At 69.4% G+C, this 16585-nt stretch carries 17 protein-coding genes; 5 read left to right on the top strand and 12 right to left on the bottom strand.

What is annotated here, in order from left to right; genetic code table 11:
- Window positions 1–94: 94 nt before the first annotated feature.
- Window positions 95–1381: an ATP-binding protein gene (locus OGL88_RS00830; RefSeq protein WP_263055238.1), complete on the bottom strand. Its 1287-nt coding sequence runs from the start codon at window positions 1379–1381 to the stop codon at window positions 95–97.
- Between the two features lie 140 nt (window positions 1382–1521).
- On the bottom strand, window positions 1522–2196 hold the full coding sequence (locus tag OGL88_RS00825; protein WP_263055239.1) for a TetR/AcrR family transcriptional regulator: 675 nt from the start codon (window positions 2194–2196) through the stop codon (window positions 1522–1524).
- Between OGL88_RS00825 and OGL88_RS00820 the strand changes: the two genes are divergently transcribed.
- Window positions 2161–3474, top strand: a complete 1314-nt coding sequence (locus OGL88_RS00820) for an FAD-dependent monooxygenase (RefSeq protein ID WP_263089317.1) — start codon at window positions 2161–2163, stop codon at window positions 3472–3474. The two genes, OGL88_RS00825 and OGL88_RS00820, sit on opposite strands and share 36 nt — an antisense overlap.
- Window positions 3475–3517: 43 nt before the next feature.
- Here the strand turns inward: OGL88_RS00820 and OGL88_RS00815 are convergent, their stop codons facing one another.
- On the bottom strand, window positions 3518–4048 hold the full coding sequence (locus tag OGL88_RS00815; protein WP_263055241.1) for a TetR/AcrR family transcriptional regulator: 531 nt from the start codon (window positions 4046–4048) through the stop codon (window positions 3518–3520).
- 138 nt (window positions 4049–4186) lie between these two features.
- Here OGL88_RS00815 and OGL88_RS00810 point away from each other — a divergent pair, with 138 nt between their 5' ends.
- The 3 genes from OGL88_RS00810 (at window position 4187) to OGL88_RS00800 (ending at window position 6950) form a co-directional block, all read left to right on the top strand.
- Window positions 4187–5041: an SDR family oxidoreductase gene (locus tag OGL88_RS00810; RefSeq protein ID WP_263055242.1), complete on the top strand. Its 855-nt coding sequence runs from the start codon at window positions 4187–4189 to the stop codon at window positions 5039–5041.
- Between the two features lie 49 nt (window positions 5042–5090).
- On the top strand, window positions 5091–6026 hold the full coding sequence (locus OGL88_RS00805) for an alpha/beta hydrolase (protein ID WP_263055243.1): 936 nt from the start codon (window positions 5091–5093) through the stop codon (window positions 6024–6026).
- 126 nt (window positions 6027–6152) lie between these two features.
- The gene (locus OGL88_RS00800) at window positions 6153–6950 is read left to right on the top strand and encodes a coniferyl-alcohol dehydrogenase (protein ID WP_263055244.1); all 798 of its coding nucleotides are present in this window, start codon (window positions 6153–6155) and stop codon (window positions 6948–6950) included.
- Between the two features lie 97 nt (window positions 6951–7047).
- On the opposite strand, the gene OGL88_RS00795 is transcribed toward OGL88_RS00800, so the two are convergent.
- From OGL88_RS00795 to mdcA, 8 genes are all read right to left on the bottom strand, one after another.
- Window positions 7048–7953 (bottom strand): SDR family NAD(P)-dependent oxidoreductase, encoded by a 906-nt coding sequence (locus OGL88_RS00795; RefSeq protein WP_263055245.1) that lies wholly within the window; start codon window positions 7951–7953, stop codon window positions 7048–7050.
- Between the two features lie 177 nt (window positions 7954–8130).
- A complete protein-coding gene (locus OGL88_RS00790; protein WP_263055246.1) occupies window positions 8131–8712 on the bottom strand; it encodes a TetR/AcrR family transcriptional regulator in 582 nt (193 codons plus the stop codon).
- A gap of 48 nt (window positions 8713–8760) precedes the next feature.
- Window positions 8761–9693, bottom strand: coding sequence for an ACP S-malonyltransferase (locus tag OGL88_RS00785; protein ID WP_263055247.1), 933 nt, complete (start codon window positions 9691–9693; stop codon window positions 8761–8763).
- Window positions 9690–10322: a malonate decarboxylase holo-ACP synthase gene (locus OGL88_RS00780; protein ID WP_263055248.1), complete on the bottom strand. Its 633-nt coding sequence runs from the start codon at window positions 10320–10322 to the stop codon at window positions 9690–9692. The genes OGL88_RS00785 and OGL88_RS00780 overlap by 4 nt, the downstream gene beginning before the upstream one ends.
- On the bottom strand, window positions 10313–12013 hold the full coding sequence (locus OGL88_RS00775; RefSeq protein ID WP_263089316.1) for a biotin-independent malonate decarboxylase subunit beta: 1701 nt from the start codon (window positions 12011–12013) through the stop codon (window positions 10313–10315). Before OGL88_RS00775 ends, OGL88_RS00780 begins: the two co-directional genes overlap by 10 nt.
- Complete coding sequence (locus OGL88_RS00770) at window positions 12010–12321, bottom strand: malonate decarboxylase subunit delta (RefSeq protein ID WP_263055249.1); 312 nt, start codon at window positions 12319–12321, stop codon at window positions 12010–12012. The genes OGL88_RS00775 and OGL88_RS00770 overlap by 4 nt, the downstream gene beginning before the upstream one ends.
- Window positions 12308–13162, bottom strand: coding sequence for a triphosphoribosyl-dephospho-CoA synthase MdcB (gene mdcB, locus OGL88_RS00765; RefSeq protein WP_263055250.1), 855 nt, complete (start codon window positions 13160–13162; stop codon window positions 12308–12310). Before mdcB ends, OGL88_RS00770 begins: the two co-directional genes overlap by 14 nt.
- Window positions 13163–13166: 4 nt before the next feature.
- On the bottom strand, window positions 13167–14810 hold the full coding sequence (mdcA, locus tag OGL88_RS00760) for a malonate decarboxylase subunit alpha (protein WP_263055251.1): 1644 nt from the start codon (window positions 14808–14810) through the stop codon (window positions 13167–13169).
- Window positions 14811–14872: 62 nt separating this feature from the next.
- Between mdcA and OGL88_RS00755 the strand changes: the two genes are divergently transcribed.
- Window positions 14873–15784, top strand: a complete 912-nt coding sequence (locus OGL88_RS00755) for a LysR family transcriptional regulator (RefSeq protein ID WP_263055252.1) — start codon at window positions 14873–14875, stop codon at window positions 15782–15784.
- Window positions 15785–15791: 7 nt separating this feature from the next.
- On the opposite strand, the gene OGL88_RS00750 is transcribed toward OGL88_RS00755, so the two are convergent.
- A complete protein-coding gene (locus tag OGL88_RS00750; protein WP_263055253.1) occupies window positions 15792–16580 on the bottom strand; it encodes an SGNH/GDSL hydrolase family protein in 789 nt (262 codons plus the stop codon).
- Between the last annotated feature and the right edge of the window lie 5 nt (window positions 16581–16585).

Raw genomic sequence — 16585 nt, 5'->3', positions numbered from 1 at the left:
TCCGGAGTCAACCTCGGTGGCCTGATCCATGCTCGCTGCGGCGCCCGCGTGACTCTCGTGGGTCCTTCCTCAACCCACCGCGTGAGGCTCGAGGTCATACTCTCGCGATGGACTCGATGTCCTCGAGGAACGCGTCTGCCACTTCCCGAGAGACGGTTGCGCGCGTGTCGGCAACGGCGTCCAGGTAGTCGGAGGAACTCGGTCCGGCTGCGCCGTCCACACCGGCATCACTCGACAGGGCACGCTCCAAAGCCCCCTGGGAGGCCTTCTGCGCGGCGTATTCGATGTCGGCTGGTGAGAAACCATCGGTGCTGGAGACGAGCGCATCCACGTCGATGTCCGCGAGGACGTGCGGAGGGATGTACCGCGACCAGATCGATGTCCGCGCGTCGGAATCGGGGAGGCCGATGGGGATCACGTAGTCGAAGCGGCCATGGCGCAAGAAGGCTGTGTCGAGAGCGCGGATGAAGTTCGTCGCGCAGACGAGGAGCCGGTTGGGCTGATCGCGGAACATGGGGATGATCTTGAGGAGCTCGTTGGTCACCCCCTGCATTGCCGACGGCGGCTCTCCACCGCGCTGGACCGCGATCTCCTCGACCTCGTCGATGAACACGACCGCGTGCTCCAGATCGGCGATCTTCGTGAAGGTCTCGCGAAGCGCGCCGGCGAGACCGGCTGGATCCGAGGCGAGTCGCGAGGGGAACACCTCCACGAACGACCACTCCAATCGTGAGGCGATGGCGCGAGCGAAGGTCGTCTTACCGGTCCCGGGAGGGCCGAACAGGACAACTGCGCTGGGTGGGACGACTCCAAACCGTTCCGCGAGGTCGGGGCGCGCCAGGGGCATGACCAACCGGCGTTCGAGGAGGTCCTTCTCGTGCTGCATTCCGCCGATGGAGTCCCAGAGACCTCGGGGCATGAGGCGTCCGCCCAGCTCGCGCAGGGCTGACAGTTCGTTGCGCTGGACGGGGATCTGCCGTTCGAAGTAGACGAGGTTCTTCTTCGCCTCGAATCCCTGGTTCTTGAACGCGTCGACCCGCAGTGCGGTGTCCGGGAGGAGCACGGACAACTTCGAGAGCCCGATCGGCGCCATGCGCTTCTCGAGGGCAGCCAGCATACGGCCGCCGATGCCCTGGTGCTGGTGTGCTGACGCCGTGGAGAGGAACACGATCCAGCCCTGGGCATGTGCGGCGCGTCCGACCGCCGCGCCGATGACGACATCGTCGAGAACCGCGACGACGGCGTGGTCCTGCTGGCAGGAAGCGAGTACTTCCGAGAGCCCGTACACCGGCTCGACGCCAGTCGCCCGGAGCTCTTCCCACAGGTGCGGGATGCCGTCGATGTCGTCGGGATGGAAGTCGCGAAAACGGAGTTGCGCCAAGGTGGTCGCCTTCGGGTCGGGGAGGGATCTGGAACACTCAAGCGCCGGGTGGAGGCACTTCGCGAGCAGATGGTCCCGGTCTGTGGACCCGGAGGATGGAAGCCACGTCGTGTCGACGGACAACCCAGAGGCGCACTATGTCACGGCTCGGCGGCCTCTTCAACCACTGCGGGTCGACCTGGCTGGATATCGACGGCGATGTGCGGCTGGTGCGCGCCGACGGCGCGCAGGATGAAGGTCGTGGCCTCGTCGACGATTGGGCCGGGTGCGGACTCTTCGTGCGCGATCTGCCGCACCGCAGCAGCCATGACGCCGCTGATGAACGCGAGCGTCCGTTCGATGCTCGCCACCGGCGCGAACTCGCCGGAACGTGCGCCAGCTTCGAGGACGCGTCCGATGCTCGACTGCACGGCGTCGATGGACTCCGCCGCGATCGCCTGGTCCTCGACCTCGAGCGAGCCGACCTGCGCCTGGAGCACGAAGACGCGATGGGTGCCGCGGGTGAACGACGTGAGCAGGAAGTCGATCACGGCGGCGAGGCGCTGCGGGGCATCGAGGTCGGTCGAGTTGACCAGCTCGTCGACGGCGTCGCTGACGCCGACGGTCGATCGGCGGACTGCAGCGAGCAGCAGGGTCGCCTTGTCGGGGGCGTAGTTGTAGACGGTGTTCCGCGCGACTCCGGCCCTGCTCGCGATGTCCTTGAGCGTGATCCGGTCGTAGTCACGCTCGTCGAGCAGGGCATCGAGTGCATCCAGCAACCCGTCGTGCACCTTCCTGCGGTGGTCGGCCAGGTTGCCGGCGAGGATCTTGGGCATGTTCCCCAGTATCCATCGGTTAGCAGCGAACTCTCAACCTTTTCGCGACGCGGCGTCGTAAAGTTTTCACGACACAACGTCGCAAACATGAAGGGTTTGATCATGCAGTCGAGCAAGCGGGTCCTCGTCGTCGGTCTGGGCATCGCAGGGATGGCCACCGCAGTCCGATTGAAGGACGCGGGATGGGAGCCCGTGATCATCGAGCGGGCGCCGGAGCGTCGGTCAGGCGGGTACTTCATCGGCCTCTTCGCCGAGGGGCGCGAGGCTGCCGAGCGTTTGGGCGTGCTCGGCAACATCACGCGCGAGAACCCTGTAGGGAGCAAGACGTGGGAGGTCGACTCCGACGGGGACCGCACGCTCAGCATCGGGTTCCTGGATCAGCCGGGGCATCCTCGGGGGGTGCTGCGCGGCGACATCGAGGCGGCGCTGTGGGAACGGGTCCGCGATGAGATCGAGGTGCGCTACTCCGTGACGCCGGAGGCGATCCGTTCCATGTCCGACCGCGCACACGTGGTCCTCCGCAACATGCAGGACGGGACGCTCACCGAGGAGTCGTACGACCTGGTGATCGGGGCAGACGGCCTCCGTTCGACCGTTCGACAGCTCGTGTTCGGTCCGAACGAGCAGTTCATGAAGCCGTTCAACGCGATCATCTGCGCCTTCGCACTCGACAGCCAGGTCCCGCAGTTCGCGGAGCGGGACGGCCTCGTCCTCGCCGAGCCCGGTCGGTCGCTCTGGGTGTTCCCGTTCGGGGACAGGACTCCCACCGCCCTGCTCACGTACCGGACCACGGACGAGGACGCCGAGTTCCGTCGACCTCCCATCGAGACGCTTCGTGCGCGGTATGCGGGTGTCGATGGTGACGGAGCCGTGGCGCATGTGCTCGACGAGCTCGAGAGCGCGCCAGACTTCCTCTTCGACTCGGTGCACCAGGTCAAGATGCCGAGTTGGCACCAAGGGCGAGTCGTCCTGCTCGGTGATTCCGCCTGGTGTCTCACGCTCTACTCGGGCATGGGGGCAACGGCGGGCCTGATGGGAGCGGATGCGCTCGGCGCCGCACTGGAGGCGAACCCGGCGTCGATCGAATCCGCCCTCACGGAGTGGGAAGCCGGCCTTCGACCATTCATCAAGAAGCACCAGTTCGGGGCCCACATCAAGGGGCAGGTGTTCGTGCCGTCCAACCGGTTCCTGGCGCGTGTGCGAACGGCTGTGATGCGCCGACAGGGGCAGAAGGTCCGCGTCGCGCGTGCTGAACGAACGCCCGCTCCGGTCTCGTGACGACGGCGGCGACGCGGTGTGATCAACCGAGTCGCTCCGCGGCTCAGTTCGGCGCGATGCCGTCGAACAGGGCGCTCACCAGGTCGTCGGCAAGACGTGGGCGAACGTCGAGGCGACTCAGCAATCGGTACACGATCATGCCGAAGAGCATCTCGATGATCTCGGCCGAGGACAGGTCGGGGCGGAGTTCGCCAGCGTCGCGGGCTTCGTCCAGACGTGCTGCGATCCCGGACTCGTAGGGACCGGTGAGCCGGGAGTACAGGGTCGCCGCGAGCTCAGGATCATCCGCCGCCGCCGAGATGAGACCACGAACCAGACCCTCGTGTTCGGGGTCACCGATGTACGCCAGGGCTCCCCGCAACCACGCAGTCATCACGACGCGGATGTCCCCGCTCGGCGGCAGTGCGGTCTGGGGCGGCAGGATCAACCCTTCGAGCAGGCAGTCCGCGAGGATCGCGCTCTTGGAGCGCCACCAGCGGTACACCGTCTGTTTCCCGACGTGCGCGCGGCCGGCGATCCCCTCGACGGTGACGCGCTCCCAACCTCCCTCGGCCAGCAGGTCCCGGGTGGCCATCAAGATCGCGGAGCGAGCGCGCTCGCTGCGTCGGCGGGGTTCGGGTTCTGTCGCTTGACTCACGGTACGGGAAGCGTATCGTTCAACTGACGAGACGGACCGTCTCGTCTCATTCAGATTCCTTTGGAGCACACAAGCATGTCCAAGCAGGTTGTCGCCGTCATCGGTGCCGGTGGGATGGGCGAGTCGATCGCCCGACGTCAGGGAGCGGGCAAGACCCTCGTCCTCGCTGACTTCAACGAGGAACTCCTCAACAGCAAGGTCGCAGCACTGCAGAGCGACGGGTTCGACGTCCGCGGGCTCACGGTCGATGTCTCGTCCCGTGCGTCCGTCCACGAGCTCGCCGCCGCGATCAGCGCCCTCGGGCCGGTGACCCAGGTCATCCACACCGCCGGGCTCTCGCCCACGCAGGCCCCGATCGGCGCGATCCTCGCGGTGGACCTCCTCGGTGTCGCACTCGTCCTCGAGGAATTCGGGTCGGTCATCGCGGACGGGGGCGCCGGTGTGGTGATCGCGAGCATGGCCGGCTTCACCTACCCAGGGCTGACCCCCGAGCAGGAGTACGCACTGGCGACGGTCGGCGCGGACGAGCTGCTGCAGCTGCCGTTCACGTCCGGCGATGCCGTTCCGGACCCGGGCGCGGCGTACGGACTCGCCAAGCGGGCGAACCAGCTGCGTGTGCGGCATGCGAGCCAGGCGTGGGGTGCACGCGGCGGACGTGTCAACAGCGTCAGCCCCGGCGTGATCTCGACCGCGATGGGCCAGCAGGAGCTCGACGGTGAATCCGGCCTGTACATGCGGGCGATGATCGACGCCTCCGGCACCGGCCGGATCGGGACCCCGACGGACATCTCGAACGCGGTGGCCTTCCTGCTGAGCCCGGAGGCGTCGTACGTCTCCGGGACGGACCTCCTCGTCGACGGCGGCGTCATCGGTGCCGTGACGACCAACCCGCCGTCGATGCTGATCGATGCGATCAGCGCGCTCCGGTGACGCGAGCCGCCGCAGCGCTCCACGACCACGCGAACAAGGAGAAGAACAGATGACCACGGGTCAAGCAGTCCCCGTCCCCGCCTCGGTGAGCCCGCACGCACAGCAGTGGCTCTCGATCCCGAAGGCGGAGTCCACCTACCCGGCGCAGGACGACACCGCAGGGTGGCTCGCGATGATCGAGCAGGCCGACTCCGCCATCGCAACGCAGTTCACCAGTCAGCCACTGCCCGTGTCCACCGAGGACGAGACGATCGCCGGCGTGCCGGTCTTCGTCGTCACCGGCCCCGGCGTCGCTGATGACGACCGTCGGATCCACATCAACTTCCACGGCGGCGGACTGTTCATGGGTGGTGGCGCCGTCTGCCGTGCGATGACCGGGATCTCCGCACTCTCCGCCGGCCTGCGCACGTGGGGTGTCGACTACCGAATGCCGCCCCTGCACCCGTTCCCCGCCGCCCTCGACGACGCGATGGCCGTCTACCGTGCGGCGCTCGAGATCCGGGAGCCGCACGAGATCGTCGTCGCGGGTGGGTCCGCCGGCGGGAACATCGCCGCCGCGCTCCTGCTCCGCGCCAAGGACGAGGGCCTCCCCATGCCGGCAGCGCTCGTGCTCAACACCCCGGAGCTCGACCTGACCGAGTCCGGTGACTCCTTCGTCACCAATGCGGCGTACGACAACCTGCTCAGTTCACTCCGCGAGGTGAACGAGCTCTACGCGGCCGGGCAGGCGCTCGACGAGCCGTACCTCTCCCCGCTCTTCGGCGACGTCACCGGCTTCCCGCCCACGTTCCTCAAGACCGGTACCCGCGACCTGTTCCTCTCGAACACGGTCCGCATGCACCGCAAGCTCCGCAACGCGGGCGTCGAAGCAGAGCTGCACGTCGGCGAAGCGATGCCACACGGTGGGTTCGGCGGCGCGCCGGAAGACCAGGAACTCGACGCGGAACTCCAGCGGTTCCTGACACGCCACACCGCACAGCACTGACACGCCGGGGCCCGTCGGCCGATCCGGGTCGACGGACCCCGTCATGGGCGGCTCGCCCCACAGCGCACGCGACACCCACGTCGGCGAGACGACCGTCTCGTCGCTCGAATTCGAAGAGGAATACAGATGGACTTCTCGGAGTACAACGGCAAACGGGTCATCGTCACGGGCTGCTCGTCCGGCATCGGTCTGGCAACGGCGCGAGCGCTCGTCGGACTGGGCGCAGAGGTGCACGGCGTGAGCCGCCGGAAGCCCGACCTCGAACTTGCCGCGTTCGACTCGGTGGACCTCGGCGACCCGGACGCGATCCGGAGGGCCTTCGCGGACCAGGACGCGCCGGTCGACGCACTCTTCAACTGCGCCGGACTCGCGCCGATGTTCCCAGCGCACGACGTGCTGCGGGTCAACTTCCTCGGGACACGACTCCTCACCGAACTCGTCGTCGAGCGGATGCCTGCGGGATCCGCCGTCGTCAGCACCTCTTCCGACGGCGGCGCCGCGTGGCGGAAGCGGCTGCCGTTGCTCTCGGAGTTCGTCGCGATCGACTCGTTCGAAGCCGGCGCGGCCTGGTACACGGAACACGAGGAACGAGCCGGCCACGCGTACGCCTTCGGGAAGGAAGCGCTCAACCTCTGGTCGATGCAGCAGTCGACGACGCTCATCGCTCGCGGGATCCGGGTGAACACCACCACCCCGGGCGCCGTCCGAACACCCATGCTCGACGTCATCGAGGAGACCTACCCGAAGGAGCTGTCGGCCGCGACGGCGCAGCCGATCGGTCGTGAGTCGACCGCCGAGGAGCAGGTCCCGCCGTTGCTCTTCCTCAACAGCTCGGCTGCCTCCTACGTCAACGGCACCGACCTCGTCGTCGACGGCGGCTTCGGCGCCATGGAGTCGGCCGCTGGGCATCTGTTCAACGTCTGAACCGACGTCCTGCGTCTGGACTGACAGAAGACGGCCGGGCGGCGAGGAACGAACCGTTCCTCGCCGCCCGGCCGTCGTCGTGGCGTCCGGACCTGCCTCAGCCCTCGGTGAGCAGTCCCGCCGGCACGGCCTGGTCGAGCTCGTCGAGCGTCCACAGCGCACGGAGGTCGTCGTCCTTCAGGATCGACGCACCGTCCACCGGGTCGGTCCACCGGGTCACCTTCGACCCCGTGACACCGAAGACCTCACCGGTGACGTCCGCCGCGGCGTCCGAGCAGAGCCATGCGAGCATCGGCGCGATGAGCTCGGCCGGCGGGAGGTGGAAGCTACCCATCTCGTCCTCCGGGACCCCCTGAGCCCGGAGCGCGTCCTCCATGTCGTCCTTGTACAGGTCGAACGTGCGCGTCCCCGCCGACGGCGCGTACGAGTTGAACGTCACGCCGGTGCCGCGGTACGTGTTCGCCAGGTCGTGCGAGAAGCCGATGCTGCCGTTCATGACGACGGCACCGAGCGGGCTCGTCTGGGTCCCGCGCGCGATCTCCGACGTCGCGAAGAGCATGCGCCCCCAGCCGCGCTCGACCATCGCCGGGACAGCCGCACGGGCCAACCAGAACTTCTGACCGAGGTAGAGGTCGACCATCTTGCGCCACGACGCGTCGTCAGCCTGGATGCCCGACAGTGCTCCCTTGACGAGCGCGCCCGCGTTCGCGACGACGATGTCGCAGGCGCCGAACGTGTCGACCGCGGTGGCCACGACCTGTTCGCATCCCTGCGGATCGGCGATGGAGTCGTAGTTGGCGACGGCTGACCCGCCGGCGGCGAGGATCTGGGCGACGGTGTCGTCAGCGGCCTGCGAGCTGACGCCCTCACCGAAGGCGCTCGTACCGAGGTCGTTCACGACGACGTTCGCCCCCTCGGCTGCCAAGCGGAGCGCGACTTCCTTGCCGATGCCGTTCCCGCTACCGGTGACGAGTGCGGTTCGTCCTGCGAGTCGAGGGGTCATGACCTGTTCCTTCGTTCGATCGGGGGTCGGAGGTTGCCGGCCCGGTGCGATCGCCCTGTGCCCGCGGATGCCGTCCTCGAGCGGTGCGATCGCGCATCGAGTCTCGCACTCAACGAGACAAAAAGTCTCGAAACTGGCTGGTAGTCCACTGTGGTCCACGGCGCGAGTGTTCCCTCGTCAGTCCGCTGGCTCGAGCACTCCGCGGAACACGAGCTCTGCGAGTTCGACGACGAAGGTGTCGTCCAGTTCCTGCCGCGTCAGGATCCGGTACAGCAAGCCGCCGACGATCGTCTCCGCGACGGTCTCGACACCGGAGCCGGGTCGGACCTGACCGGCCCGGACGGCTGCCTCCAGCCGTCCGACGAGCGCTTCCTGGGTCGCTCGGGCCTGCTCCTGGTAGTGCGCGGCGACGGCGGTGTTCTCCGCCGCCGCGGCCGTGATCGCCCGCGTCAGCGACGCTGCGGCCGGCACCCGGCTCTGCTCGGCGAACGCTCGGATCCATGCGGTGATGTCGCGACGGACGTCACCGGTGTCGGAGGTGGTGAGGACCGGGCGGACGATGTAGCCCTCGACGAGGCAGTCCGCGACGAGTTCGCTCTTCGACGGGTACCACCGGTAGATCGTCTGCTTCCCCACGCCGGCCGCCGTCGCGATGCGATCGATCGAGAGTCGGTCGTAGCCGTGCTCGGTGAGATCGTCCCTCGTGGCCAGCAGGATGGCTCTCCGAGATGCTTCGCTCCGTGCGCGACCGACTGCCATGACTGCGATCCTGGCAGACACACCCCGTCGGGGTGCCTTCCGGTCGGTTCACTCCGGACCGCGTTCGCGGAAGCGTCGCACGCGCAGGACCGCGTCGTCGAAGGTCGAGTCGTCGAGCGAGACCGTCGGGATGTCTGGGTGCGCCGCCGCGAAGAGCGCGCCGGTCGTGTGCCCCGGCGGGAGTTGCAGGGTCAGCGTCGTCCCGAGTTCGGCGAGCAGGTCGGTCGAGTCCCGCCACAGCACCATCTCGGCGACACCGGCGGCGAGGTCCGCACGGACTCGAGCGCCGGAGACAGCGACCCGGGCGGTCGATGCCGCGATGTAGCGCGACCGGGGCCGCCGATCAGGGACGGTCCCGAGGACGGCGGCGACGGCTTCCGACACCGGATGCATGAGGGCGCAGTGGGACGGCACCGCGACGTCGAGCCGGCGTGCTTCGCGCGCGCCGAACCCCGGTGCCCGCGTCGCCGCACGGGCGAGTGCCTCGTCGCTGCCCGCGAGGACGATCTGGTCGGCGGAGTTCTCCATCGCGACGAACAGTGCATCCTCGGCACGGACCGCCGCGACCAGGTCGTCCGCGCTCCGGCGTGTGAGTCCGATGACCGCCATGAGCCCGTACCCGGACGGGTGGAGCTCCTGCATCCGGCGCGCTCGGACGGCAACCGCGCGGGCACCTTCCGACACAGTCAGGACGCCGCTGCTGACGGCTGCGCCGAATGCGCCGATCGAGTGACCTGCCACGACGTCGGCTCGGATGCCCGCTTGGTCGAGCAACCGATCGGTGGCGACACCGACGGCGAACAGCCCGACCTGTGCCGCGTACGTCGACGTCAGCGCCTGGGCCGAGTCGAGGTCGTGGACGTCTTGGCCGATCGTGTCGCTGATCGTGTCGAGTGTCGAGCGGACGACCGGTTCGTCGGGGAGCGCAGCGATCATGCCTGCCCGCTGCGACCCTTGGCCTGGGAACAGGAAAACGATCATGCCGACCTCGCCGGAGACCACGGGTCCGCGGTCAGGATCGGGCCCGCCGGGGTCCGGACGACCACCTGTGCGAGGCTCCTGTCCGCCCATTCGGTGAGTGCGACGGCGCCGGCTCCTGTCTCGAGGAGGCAGTCCACTCGGGACGGGAGCGCGGTGAGGAAAGCGGCGATCTCCACTGCTTCGGCGCGGGGCATCGGGTCCGGGGTGCGAACGACCATGTCCAGGTCACTGGTCCGGTGAACGACGGGCACGCCGGTGGCGAGTTCGAACCCCGCGGACCCGGTGGGACCCCATGCGCGGTGATCAAGCAGGGTCTGCGCGGCCCGGGCGACGGCGGAGATCGTCTGTGCGAGGGCTGGGTTGGTCGCCATGAGCGGTGCGCCGTCGATGAGCGTCTCCGGCGCCACGCTCCGGACGACGTCGGACGACCGGATGTCGAGCGCTCGTCGTTCGTCTCGTGTCCGACCGCGCACCCCCAGCGGGATCGTCCCCGGCGGTGTGTCCGCTCGCCGTACGACGCCCCACGCATGCCCGTCGCTGCGGTCGGCCCAGGCGGGGAGCCGGTGGTCGTCCGCACGGAACAGGACGAGGTCGTGCGTCCGCAGGTCGGGTCCCGTGCTCAGCGCCATTGCTCGGTCATCGCCGCCCACACGGCGCGGGTCGCTGCGCGTCGGTCACCCGCCTGCTGCACCGACCAGCGGGCCTCCAGCGAACGGTTTCCGTCGCGTGCGCGCTCGACGGCGTTGTCCAGGCGTGCCCGGACGACCGTCACGTCGTCGTCCGAAGGGTCGTCGGCATCAGCGACCGCGATCAGGTCGTCGCAGAGCCCCAGCGTCGCCCAGTCCCGGACGTCGTACGACAGCGGCGGTACGTCGAGGGCGAGCGCGTCCAGTTCCTCGATGCTCCGTCGGGTGATCCGCGCTGCCGCCGGCTTGTGCATGGCATGGATCTCGACGCCGGGATCGTCGAGGGCGAGGATCTGGTTGGCCTGCAGACCGTGCGCGAGGAACCCGCCGGAGAGTGCGGTCCCGACGACGAGCGCGACGACGGGATGGCCCGCAGCTCTCGCCGTGGCGTACGCGTCGACGGCCGCGGCGAGGTGCAGGTGGAGCCCGACCATCTCCTCCAGTCGGCCGTAGGCCTGACTCGGGAGGTCGACGACCGCGATGATCGGCCGCTTCTGCGTAGCGGGGAGCGCTCCCGCCGCTGCGACGATCGACGTGACCCGCTCGGCGAGGGCGAGGCTCTCGACGAGGCCGACCTCGCCGTGACGCGCTCGGAGGAAGGGGCTCGTCGGGTCGGGCACCACGGACAGGAGGGTCGCATCGCCTCCGCCGAAGCGGGCCTGCGCTTCGAGGACCGTCGGTGCGATCCGGTCCGGCGCGCTCGTGGCCAGGGCCGTGAGCCAGCGGTGTCCACGACTCCGGTGCTGCACAGGTTCCACGTCCGGCGCCGCGGACGGGCGGCTCGCCCTCGGGGCGTCCCGGAAGCGGTCGGGAAGCGCGGCCGGGAACGGCGGGTCCGTCGGGTCCACGGCGGCCAGGCGGTCGCGGAGGACGTCGAGGGCTCGCGAGGCGGGGACGTCGACGGGTCCCGCGGCGATCGCCGAGGCCACTGCCCGGCGGATCGTCTCCGTGTCGTCGGCGATGAGTTCGTCGGCTTGGCCGAGCGCGTGTCGCTGCGCGCCACCGTCGATCGACCACACCAGGGCGCGGTCGGACGCATCGAACTCTGCGATTCCGCCCTCGGATTCGATGACCTCGGGGCCGTTCAGTCCGAGCCGGGCTTCACGCGTCATGATGACGGTGGAGCACAGGCCGCCGACGATGCTCATCCCGCCGAAGCTCCCGAGGCCTCCGGCGATGACCGCCACCACCGGCTGCTCGGCGCGGAGCTCGAGCACCGCGGCGCAGGCCTCGGCGACCGCGGCGAGACCGAGGTTCGCCTCCTGCAGGCGGACGCCGCCGGTCTCGAGGAGCAGCACGGCTGCTGTCGGCCGGCCCGCGCGGCTCTCCGACGCGGCCTTCGTGAGGGCGGCGGTGATCTTCGCCCCGGAGACCTCGCCGATGCCCCCACCCTGGAACGCCTGCTCGATGGCGATGACGACCGTGCGGGATCCCTCGAGCGTCCCGAGGGCGACGACGACGCCGTCGTCGGCGGCGGGAACGACTCCTTGCCGTTCCAACCACGGAGACTCGAGGTGGTCGAACGGGTCGAGGATCTCGCGTGCAGATCCTCGATCGAGGAGGGCGAAGGCCCGCGATCGGGCATCCCGTTCGATGAAACTGTCGCGCTGCACGTACTGCATGACGTCGTTCATGCGTCGACCTCCTGATCACCGGTGGCTTGGTCGAGCGCCTGCAGGAGGCGGATCGAGACCATCGCGGGAGTTGCCCCGAAGTCGTTGATCTCGATGGTGCCCGTCAACCGGTAGCGGGCGAAGAACCGGTGCAGCACGTTGCGCCAGACGTCGTCGAAACCGTCGACGCTGGTGCGCACCTGCACCGTTGCGGCGGCCGTGGGGCCCGGGACGACGAGGACCTCGAGGTCTCCGGAGCCGACGACGCCGACATGGGCCCGACGGGTCGCCGGGCGGTCGCCGGGGAATTCGAATTCAAAGGTGCGCATTGGCGAGCTCCAGGTTGGCGGACGAAGTCGAGATGGACGGACGGGACAGGGAGTCGACGAACATGGCCCCGGCGAGCAGGTCTGCGCTCCCGCCCGGTGAGAGGCGTCGACGATCTGCTTCGTCGGCGAAGCGGTGCAACGCGACGCCGAACCGTGGTGCGTCGAGCGTGCGTCGCGCGAGACGTTGCATCCACCGCAGACCGTCGGCACCGCCCCGGTGGAGGATGCAGGTGTCATCGACCGTGGCGATGAGCGCGAGCAGCGCGCGCAGCCGTGCGGTCTCGTCGGTGGCCCCGCCTGCGCGAGCACCGCGGAGCATCGGGAGCGCGACGTGGACGATGTGCGGGAACCCCGCGACGGCTTCACCGACGGCACCGCCCACCCCGTACCGTCGGACCGCTCGTTGCCCGTGCGAGGAGGCGCGCGGTGGGCCGGCACTGTCGGGGCGTCGTGCGAGCTCCGCGGCGAACGCGACTGCGCCCGACGCCGAACCGGTGGCGCCCGCGCCGGTGGCCAGCAGGCCGATCGTCCAGAGTGCGCCGCGGTGCGTGTTCACGCCCCCGGTGGTCTCGAGCATCACGCGCTCGCCCTCCCGTCCGAGCGCGCCGACCTCGTCGCGGAGCAGCTGCCCGGGCGCCGAACCGGATCCGGCGTGGGCCAGGGCCTCGAACGTGTCGAACAGGCTCTCGGCGGAGCGCAGGAGCATCGCCAGGTCCATGTCGGTGTGCCCGCCGGTTCCTCTGCGGTCCACGAGTCCGGGCTTCGGTGTCAGGAGCGCCTCGGTCATGATCGCTTCGACTGCGGCGGTCGCGATCATCGTCGGCGTCAACGGTCGGGTCATCGGTTCAGAAGTTCCGGAAGCGGGCGGGCGGATCGTACAGTCCACCGGACCACGCCTCGAGGTCGCCGATGCTCTTCGCGGCGAGGAGCGACCGGTCTGCTCGGCGGACGTCGACGTCGAGGTCCTCCGGGAACGCGACGACGCCGTCACGGCGGAGACGTTCCGTGACGTCCGGATCGGCCCGGAGTCCGATCGGCGTAGCACCGGCCACTGCGGAGATCGCCTCGCGACGTTCGGCGACGCTCGCCGCCTTGTAGAGGTACGCGACCCCCTCCTCGGTCACGACGTGGCTGACGTCGTCGCCGTAGATCATCACCGGTGCCAGCGGCATGCCCGCCTGCGCGCCCACGTCGACGGCGTCGAGACGATCGACGAACGTCGGGGTGCCGCCGGCCTTGAAGGTCTCGACCAGCTGCACGACGAGCTTCTGCCCTCGGCGGTTCGCACCGTCGCCCGACGCGAGGTCCAGCCATGCGGCGCTGCCGTGGCGTCGCCCGTGCGGGTCGTGACCCATGTTCGGCGCACCGCCGAACCCGGCGAGCCGACCCGCCGTCACCGTCGACGAGTTCCCGTCGCCGTCGATCTGGAGCGACGAGCCGATGAACATGTCGATCGCGTACTGGCCGGCGAGTTGGGCGAGCACCCGGTTCGAGCGGAGGCTGCCGTCGCTGCCGGTGTAGAACACGTCGGGTCGTGCCGCGACGTAGCGCTCCATCCCGGGTTCGCCACCGAAGCAGTGGACGGATTCGACCCATCCGCTCTCGATCGCCGGGATCAACGTGGGGTGCGGGTTCAGGACCCAGTGCTTCGCGATCCGGCCACGGAGCCCGAGTTCCTCGCCGTACGTCGGGAGCACGAGTTCGATCGCCGCGGTGTCGAATCCGATGCCGTGGTTCAGGGACGCGACCTCGTGCCGCTCGTAGACGCCGCGGATCGCGATCATCGCCTTGAGGATCTCGACGCGGCCGATCTTCGCCGGGTCACGTGTGAACAGCGGCTCGAGCTTGTACGGCCGAGGGCTCTGGATGACAACGTCGACCCAGCCGCCCGGGATGTCCACCCGGGGGAGCTCGTCGACGATGCGGTTGACCTGCACGATGACGATGCCGTCGTGGAACGCGGTGGCCTCGACGATCGTCGGGGTGTCCTCGGTGTTGGCGCCGGTGTACAGGTTGCCCGCTGCGTCGGCCGCTTCCGCGCAGATGAGCGCGACCCGCGGCGCCAGGTCGACGAACATGCGCGCGTACAGCTCGACGTACGTGTGGATCGCACCGATCGAGACCACACGGTCCTCGACGAGCTGTGCGAGCCGGAGGCTCTGTGGTCCGGCGAAGGCGAGGTCGAGCCGAGACGCGATGCCGCGCTCGAAGACGTCGAGGTGGGCGGGGAGACTGACCGACGAGATCAGCAGGTGCAGGTCGTGGAGGCGAGCGGGGTCCACCTCGGCGAGTGACTGTGCGAGGAAGTCGGCCTGCTTCTGGTTGTCGCCTTCGAGCGACACCCGGTCGTGCGGCCGGATCAGGGTCGTCAGGACGTCGTCGATCCTGCCGGCATCGACGAACTTCGTCCCGGCGCCGAGTCCGAGCTGCGCGAGTCGGAGCTGCTTCTCTGCCCGGCGGGTGGACCACTGAGGGCGCGAATCGGTCATGGATCCAGCCTGGGGCGGAGGCCGGGTTGCGTCCACCCCCGGCAACGATGTCTCATTCATTCATGAATGAAGGACGAGCGAGCTCGCTCGCCCCGGCGCTGGCGCAGCTGGCTGCGTTGGCCGTCGAGGGTACGGTGACGAACGCGGCCGCGCGCAGCGGCACGAGTCAGCCCACGCTGAGCCGGGCGATCGCGGCGTGGGAACGCGATCTGGGGTTCCCGATCGTGACACGGTCCGGCCGTCGCGTCGCGCTCAGCGAGCAGGGCCGGGTGCTCGCCGCCGCTGCAGCTGACGCGCTGGACACCATCGACGATGCCCTGCGACAGGTGCGCGGCGAGTCGGCCCGGCCGACGTTGACCGTGGGGTTCCTCCGATCGCTCGGTCCCACGGTCGCCGGCGAGCTCATCACGTCCTTCCTGCGTGGCCGACCCGACGTGGTCGTCGTCCACCGGGAGGGCTCCAGTGCGGAACTCGCCGACGCGCTGGCGGAGGGTCGGATGGACATCACCATCACAGCGCCCCGGCCGCCGGAACGCCTCGGGTGGATGCCGCTCGGTCGGCAGGCCCTGGTGCTCGTCGTGCCCGCCGGTCACTGGGCAGCGGGGCGGGAGGACGTCGCCCTCGCCGACGTGCGCGGTGAGGCATTCCTCGCGCTCGACCGTCGGTTCGATGCCCGTCGCCGAGCCGACGCACTCTGCGCATCGGCGGGGTTCGCAGCGCGCATCGTGCTCGAGGCGGACAACCTGCTCACTGTCCGCGACTACGTCGCAGCCGGCATGGGCATCGCCGTGCTCCCCGCCGATGCGACGCCGAGTGCGCGGACGAAGTCGGTGCTGATCCGATCCGATGACGCGTCGCGGTCGTTCGGGTTGGCATGGGACCCGCACCGGCTCCCCGACGACGGGCGGGACCTCATCCGGCACGCGGAGACGGTGTCGGCGAAGTACCCGGGATGGGCAGACGTCCTCGGCTGACGAGTCCTCAGGCGTTGAGGAGCCGCTCGATCTCGACCGCGATCGCAGCCATCCCCGCGCCGTTCGGGTGGAACGACCCGCCGGTGCGCTGCATGTCCTGGTGGAATGGCTGCACCCACGGTGCGACCGACCCGAGGGCGTGCGCGGTGCTGATCGCCGACGCGCGGACGAGCTCCGCGCCGGTCCTGGCCGCGGCGTCGGCGAACACCCGGACGATCGCGTCCTGGATCTTGAAGAACCGGTCCAGCTCGTCGGCGGTGAACGTCGTGGCGGCGGGGGTGACGTCTCGGTCGAGGACGGTGAGGTAGTCCACGAGGACGATCCGCGCGGCCGGGGCCGCCTGACGGACACGCTCGATGACCGACACGAGGCCCGAGGTGGCCTGCTCGACGGCCGCCGGAGTCGGAGCAGGGATCCCGTCGGTGAACATCTGCCCGAGCAGCGAGGCCATCTGGCCGTCGGGCTCGGCGTGCGACCACGCGCTGTACAGCATGGCCCCGGCGAACTGCAGGTCGTTCCCCCCTGCGGTGATGGTGACGACGTCCGCATCTGCGGGCACCCCGTCGATCTGCGGCGGGAACGAGACGCCCTCCGCGACCTGCTGCGGGGTGTCGATGACGTTCGCGGTCGTCGCGCCGGACACCGTGAGGTCCACCAGTTCCGCGTCCAAGAGATCCGCGAGCTGGTGCGCGTAGTTGTTCCCGGATCGCATGGCCGCTCGGTCGACGACCGGTTCGATGTTCGGACCGGCTGCGAACGAGCTGCCGAGGGCGGCGATGAGCTGGTAAGTAGGCACGTCGC

The organism is Curtobacterium sp. RIT-PI-V, assembly GCF_025642935.1.
In the GTDB taxonomy this organism is placed as follows: domain Bacteria; phylum Actinomycetota; class Actinomycetes; order Actinomycetales; family Microbacteriaceae; genus Curtobacterium.
This window is presented reverse-complemented; position numbering and strand designations above follow the sequence as displayed.

Coding starts and splice junctions, on each gene's coding strand:
- OGL88_RS00825 (WP_263055239.1), bottom strand. CDS start 2,196: ATGCCCAAGATCCTCGCCGGCAACCTGGCCGACCACCGCAGGAAGGTG.
- OGL88_RS00815 (WP_263055241.1), bottom strand. CDS start 4,048: ATGGCCACCCGGGACCTGCTGGCCGAGGGAGGTTGGGAGCGCGTCACC.
- OGL88_RS00810 (WP_263055242.1), top strand. CDS start 4,187: ATGTCCAAGCAGGTTGTCGCCGTCATCGGTGCCGGTGGGATGGGCGAG.
- OGL88_RS00805 (WP_263055243.1), top strand. CDS start 5,091: ATGACCACGGGTCAAGCAGTCCCCGTCCCCGCCTCGGTGAGCCCGCAC.
- OGL88_RS00800 (WP_263055244.1), top strand. CDS start 6,153: ATGGACTTCTCGGAGTACAACGGCAAACGGGTCATCGTCACGGGCTGC.
- OGL88_RS00795 (WP_263055245.1), bottom strand. CDS start 7,953: ATGACCCCTCGACTCGCAGGACGAACCGCACTCGTCACCGGTAGCGGG.
- OGL88_RS00790 (WP_263055246.1), bottom strand. CDS start 8,712: ATGGCAGTCGGTCGCGCACGGAGCGAAGCATCTCGGAGAGCCATCCTG.
- OGL88_RS00785 (WP_263055247.1), bottom strand. CDS start 9,693: ATGATCGTTTTCCTGTTCCCAGGCCAAGGGTCGCAGCGGGCAGGCATG.
- OGL88_RS00780 (WP_263055248.1), bottom strand. CDS start 10,322: ATGGCGCTGAGCACGGGACCCGACCTGCGGACGCACGACCTCGTCCTG.
- OGL88_RS00775 (WP_263089316.1), bottom strand. CDS start 12,013: ATGAACGACGTCATGCAGTACGTGCAGCGCGACAGTTTCATCGAACGG.
- OGL88_RS00770 (WP_263055249.1), bottom strand. CDS start 12,321: ATGCGCACCTTTGAATTCGAATTCCCCGGCGACCGCCCGGCGACCCGT.
- mdcB (WP_263055250.1), bottom strand. CDS start 13,162: ATGACCCGACCGTTGACGCCGACGATGATCGCGACCGCCGCAGTCGAA.
- mdcA (WP_263055251.1), bottom strand. CDS start 14,810: ATGACCGATTCGCGCCCTCAGTGGTCCACCCGCCGGGCAGAGAAGCAG.
- OGL88_RS00755 (WP_263055252.1), top strand. CDS start 14,873: ATGAATGAAGGACGAGCGAGCTCGCTCGCCCCGGCGCTGGCGCAGCTG.